The sequence below is a fragment of the Sinomonas sp. genome, assembly GCF_036848755.1.
GTDB lineage: Bacteria > Actinomycetota > Actinomycetes > Actinomycetales > Micrococcaceae > Sinomonas.
In genome coordinates, this window is sequence record NZ_DAIUJO010000179.1 from 1 (window position 1) to 4781 (window position 4781).

Below are 4781 nucleotides of genomic sequence, written 5' to 3' on the forward strand. Positions count from 1 at the left end.
GTCTCCCACGGGGCGATCCGCGGTGAGTGGGCGGGGCTCGGCTTCGAGAACGGCGTCATGGGCTATCCCGCGACCGATGAGGTGGGGGGCCTGCGCAACGGGGGCGTCTACCAGAATTACGACGGCGGGGCCATCCTGTGGTCCCCGGCGAGCGGAGCGCACGAATCGCTGGGCGCCATTCGCGCTGAATGGCAGAGCACCGGGTTCGAGGGGGGCGCCCTGGGATATCCGACGACGGAGGTGGTCGCGGGACTGCTCGACGGTGGCTCCTACCAGAACTATCAGGGCGGCGCGATCGTATCCTCGCCGGCCTCCGGTACCCACGAGTCGACCGGCTCCATCCGTTCGGAGTGGCAGTCGACCGGTTTCGAGCACGGCGTTCTCAGATACCCGACTACTGAGCTGGTGACGGGTCTGCTCGACGGCGGCTCGTACCAGAACTATGAGGGCGGCGCGATCGTATCCTCGCCGGCTTCGGGAACCCACGAGTCGTACGGCGCGATCCGGGCTGTCTGGCAGTCCACGGGCTTCGAGAGCGGGCGCCTCGGCTACCCCACCAGCGAGGTCTACCCGGTTCCCAACGGGACGGCCCAGGACTTCCAAGGGGGACGCATTAGCGACGTCAACGGGACCACTGCCATCACGCAATCCTGACCACACCGATGAGGGCCCCCATAGTCCCAGTGATTCAGAGGCCCTCATTCCGGTATTCAGTTGTGTATTCGGCTATTCAGTTGGCTGCCCCGCCCAGCCGGGAACATATCTCTACGCTCCCATCGCGGGCCGGGTCCGGCCAACACTTGCCGGTACTCGAATCCGGGCTGAGTACCACTTGATCTTGGCGGCGGCCTCGCCCTCCTCCCCGATTGGGCCGCAAGGGGGCACGCTAGAACCTCGGTGAAAGCGGACGTTTGGCGCGAAGGCGCACGTTAGGACGCGGTGAAACGTGCGCTCTGGGAGCGAACGTATGCTCTCGTGCGAAACGTGCGCTCTCGCCAAGCGCGTAGACGACGGCGGCCCCTAGCCCTTTGCGGGCTTGGGGCCGCCGCCGTGCTGGGCTTCTAGGCGAACGTCGCTGCGTCGATCACGAAGCGGTAGCGGACGTCGGAGGAGAGGACGCGCTTCCACGCCTCGTTGATGTACGAGGCGTCGATGAGCTCGGTGTCCGGGTTGATGCCGTGCTCGGCGCAGAAGTCGAGCATCTCCTGGGTTTCCCGGATCCCGCCGATGCTCGAGCCCGCGAAGGAGCGGCGGTTGCGGAAGAGCGTGAAGACCGTGAGGGGGAGCGGCTCGGCGGGGGCGCCGACGTTGACCATCGTGCCGTTCCGGCGGAGGAGGCCGAGGTAGGCGCCGAGGTCGATCGGTGCGGAGACCGGGTTGACGATGAGGTCGAAGCTGTTCTTGAGCTCCTCGAACGTCGTCGCGTCCTCGGTGGCGTGGTAGTGGTCGGCGCCCAGGCGCAGTCCGTCGTCCTTCTTCGACAGGCTCCGCGAGAGCACGGTGACCTCGGCGCCCATGGCGTGGGCGAGCTTGACGGCCATGTGGCCCAGTCCGCCCATTCCGACGACGGCGACCCGCTTCCCGGGGCCGGCCTCCCAGTGACGCAGGGGCGAGTAGGTCGTGATCCCTGCGCACAGCAGCGGGGCTGCTGCGGCGAAGTCGAGGGCCTCGGGGACGCGCAGGACGAAGTCCTCGTCCACCACGACGTGGGTCGAGTAGCCGCCTTGGGTGATAGTCCCATCGCGGTCGACGCTTCCGTAGGTGCCGACATTGCCGTTGAGGCAGTACTGCTCCTCCCCGGCCACGCAGTTCTCGCATTCCCGGCAGGAGTTGACGAGGCAGCCGACGCCGACCCGGTCGCCGACGGCGTGCTTCGTCACCTCGGAGCCGACCTCGGCGACGAGACCGACGATCTCGTGCCCGACGACGAGCGGGTGCTTGATGGGACCCCACTCCTCCCGGACGGTGTGGATGTCGGAGTGGCAGATGCCCGCGTACTTGATCTCGATCAGCACATCCTTGGGGCCCACGTCGCGGCGGGTGATCCGTACCGGCTCGAGCGGGGCGTCGGAGGCAGGGGCAGCATAGGCATTGACGGTGAGCAAAGGGTTCTCCTTGGGTCGTTGGTCTTGCTTGCGGCTGGGCGGCGGAGACCACCGTAACGATACCCAGAGCAGCTCTGTGTAAGCACCGTCGAGGTGACTGGCTCGGATGGATGGGGCGCCGCCGGGGGGCTGTGCGACGGAACAAGGAAGACAGACCGGTCTGTACCGTACGATGTCGATATGGATGCCGTGCAGAAGGACAAGGACCGGCCGGGCGTCCGAGAACGGGTTCTCGCCGCCGCGTTCGAGCTGTACGCCACCAAAGGCGTCCGGGAGACCGGAATAGAGGAGCTCTTGGCCCGTTCGGAGGTCGCGAAGGCCAGCTTCTACCGGCACTTCGCCTCGAAGGACGAGCTCGGACTGGCCTACCTGGAACGGCTCTATCTGGAGCGTCGGGAGGAGCTGGCTGCGGCGGTGCGGGCGGCCGGAGAAGGGCCGATGGCAGTGCTCGGGGTCTTCGACGTCTATGCGGAGCTGTTTCGCGCCCACGTCCCGGAGGCCCGGTCCTTCATCCACGTGCTCATGGAGTTAGGCCCGGAGCATCGACTGGGGAAGGCGTGCATTCACTACTCGGCTCTGCTGCAGGAGGACCTCGCGCGCTTTGCCGACGAGCGGGGGATCCCGGATCCTGTGGGATTCGCCGCAGAGCTCCAGACCGTCATCAAGGGCGCCATCGTCTCCTCCGCCGAGGGGGACGGCACCGCCGCCGAACTCGGGCGCCGGTTGGGCCGGTTGGTCGTGGAGGCGCATCTGCGGCAGGCCTAGGGGCTTGCCCCGGCGGCGGAGTCGATCCCCGCATCCTCAGAGGGTGCCGGTGAGGGCTTGGAGTCCGAGGCTCGTGAGGCCGACGGCGGCCCACAGCATTCCGCCGAGGAGGAGGGGCCGGTGGCCGGCCCTGCGCATCTGGGCGAACCGGAGGTTGAGCCCGATCCCGGCGAGGGCGATCGTGATCAGGAAGGTGCCCAGGGCGGAAAGGGCCGGGTGCCAGGAGCCTGGGATCGCGCCGAGGGTGTCGAGCGTGGCCGCGAGGACGAACCCGATGAGGAAGGCGGGCACCATCTGGGTCCAGGGCATCTTCCGCGACTCCTCGCCGGCAGCCCTGCTGCGCCGGGCCCTGAGAAGGGCCAGCCCCACGCTGATCGGAATGATCATGAGCGATCTCGTGAGCTTGACGACGATGGCGTAGGGCCCCGCGCCGGAGCCGTAGCTGAAGGCTGCGGCGACCACCGAGGAGGTGTCGTTGATCGCCGTTCCGCTCCACAGGCCGAAGGAGTGCCCGCTGAGCCCGAGGAGGTGGCCAAGAGGCGGGAAGAGGAGCACCGCGGCGATGTTGAAGGTGAAGATCGTGCCGATGGCATAGGCCACGTCCGCGTCCTTCGGCTTGATGACGGCGGTGGTGGCCGCGATCGCGGAAGCGCCGCAGATTCCGGTGCCCACCCCGATGAGGGTGCGAGCATCGGCGTCGACCCCCAGCCACCGGCCCAACAGCGCGGCCCCTCCGAGGGCCACGGTGAGAGTCCCGAGCATCACCGGCAGGGAACCGGCACCGACCTGGATCACCTGCTGCAGCGATAGGCCTGTGCCGAGCACGACGATCGACGCCTGAAGGACCTGTCTCCCGGCGACGTCGTAGCCCGCGCTCCAGCGCGTCCCCCGCAACCACGGCAGTGCCGTCCCCGCCAGCATGCCGAGCAGGATTCCGAAGACCGGTCCGCCGACGATGGGGGCGAGCCCTCCGAGCAGCGTGGCGCCCACGGCGAGCACGACGGCGACGGCGAGCCCGGGCAGCGTCGCCCGAGCACGCGAGGCCCAGGTCGCCTGGGCTGCGTTGGTGGCTGTATCGGAACTCTGCGCCGGGTGTGTCGAACTCATGACTCAACTCTTCAGCGGAAGCCGCAACGCCGGTAGCCACCGATATGGCATGGTGCCATATGCCGGTGATATGGGTCTTGCCGGGCGCGAGCGCGGGTCAATGTTCCTGCAGCTCCCTCACCAGCCCGTCCAAAGCCCGCCTGACCTTCCGCCTCCCGGACGTGAACATGCAGCCCCCTCCTGTCAGCAGGGCGAGCGCCAGCATCGGCGTCACGTCCGGCGTCAAAGGAACGACGATCCCGAATATCAGGACCAAGACCCCGAGCGCGGTGAGTTTGATTCCGTTGTCTCGGCGGATTTGCCCGGCTGCGCATTCCTCGCCAAGGCGTTCCATCTCGTCCATTGCGATCCCATCCGAGCCCGCGTGCCCTGCCGGGCGGCCCCGTCTTCTGCGACAAGCTTCAGGGAGGAGATACCCAGCTCGTGGAAAGGCAGACATCGGTGGACGAAAGGCCGGACGTCCCCTTGACCTCGCCGAGGGCCACGATGGTGCCGGTGGCCTCGTGGCCCGGCACCAGGGGGAACACCGTTCCCTCGAACTCGCCGTCGAAGACGTGGGTGTCGGTGCCGCAGATACCGACCGCGGCCGTCTCGATGAGGATTTCCTTGTAGCCCGGTTCGGGCCTCGGCCGCTCCTCGAGCGCCAGATCGCCCTCGGCGGTGAATACAACTGCGCGCATCATTGCTCCCGTTTCTGGCCCCCGTCGGCGCACGTCCAGCCTTGGGTCATCGCGGCGTTGTTCCGAGCCTAGGCACTCTTCACTCCCGGCATTCACGGTTTTCGAGGACATTTTCGACATCCGA

At 67.6% G+C, this 4781-nt stretch carries 6 protein-coding genes; 2 read left to right on the plus strand and 4 right to left on the minus strand.

Features of this window, described 5'->3' with window-relative positions; genetic code table 11:
• Positions 1–654: LGFP repeat-containing protein (locus tag V7053_RS17870; protein ID WP_443022665.1), on the plus strand; the 654-nt coding region annotated here is incomplete at its 5' end.
• A 407-nt stretch (positions 655–1061) separates the two neighbouring features.
• On the opposite strand, the gene V7053_RS17875 is transcribed toward V7053_RS17870, so the two are convergent.
• Positions 1062–2105 carry an NAD(P)-dependent alcohol dehydrogenase gene (locus V7053_RS17875; RefSeq protein ID WP_334173612.1) on the minus strand — a complete coding sequence of 348 codons (1044 nt, stop codon included), beginning with the start codon at positions 2103–2105 and terminating at the stop codon, positions 1062–1064.
• Between the two features lie 180 nt (positions 2106–2285).
• On the opposite strand from V7053_RS17875, the gene V7053_RS17880 reads away from it, so the two are divergent.
• Positions 2286–2870 carry a TetR/AcrR family transcriptional regulator gene (locus tag V7053_RS17880; RefSeq protein ID WP_334173613.1) on the plus strand — a complete coding sequence of 195 codons (585 nt, stop codon included), beginning with the start codon at positions 2286–2288 and terminating at the stop codon, positions 2868–2870.
• A gap of 36 nt (positions 2871–2906) precedes the next feature.
• Here V7053_RS17880 and V7053_RS17885 read toward each other — a convergent pair whose 3' ends face one another.
• From V7053_RS17885 to V7053_RS17895, 3 genes are all read right to left on the minus strand, one after another.
• On the minus strand, positions 2907–3977 hold the full coding sequence (locus V7053_RS17885; protein ID WP_334173614.1) for a YeiH family protein: 1071 nt from the start codon (positions 3975–3977) through the stop codon (positions 2907–2909).
• A gap of 97 nt (positions 3978–4074) precedes the next feature.
• A complete protein-coding gene (locus tag V7053_RS17890; protein ID WP_334173615.1) occupies positions 4075–4320 on the minus strand; it encodes a hypothetical protein in 246 nt (81 codons plus the stop codon).
• Between the two features lie 58 nt (positions 4321–4378).
• On the minus strand, positions 4379–4660 hold the full coding sequence (locus V7053_RS17895; protein ID WP_334173616.1) for an alcohol dehydrogenase catalytic domain-containing protein: 282 nt from the start codon (positions 4658–4660) through the stop codon (positions 4379–4381).
• Positions 4661–4781 lie beyond the last annotated feature (121 nt).

Coding starts and splice junctions, on each gene's coding strand:
- V7053_RS17880 (WP_334173613.1), top strand. CDS start 2,286: ATGGATGCCGTGCAGAAGGACAAGGACCGGCCGGGCGTCCGAGAACGG.
- V7053_RS17885 (WP_334173614.1), bottom strand. CDS start 3,977: ATGAGTTCGACACACCCGGCGCAGAGTTCCGATACAGCCACCAACGCA.
- V7053_RS17890 (WP_334173615.1), bottom strand. CDS start 4,320: ATGGACGAGATGGAACGCCTTGGCGAGGAATGCGCAGCCGGGCAAATC.
- V7053_RS17895 (WP_334173616.1), bottom strand. CDS start 4,660: ATGATGCGCGCAGTTGTATTCACCGCCGAGGGCGATCTGGCGCTCGAG.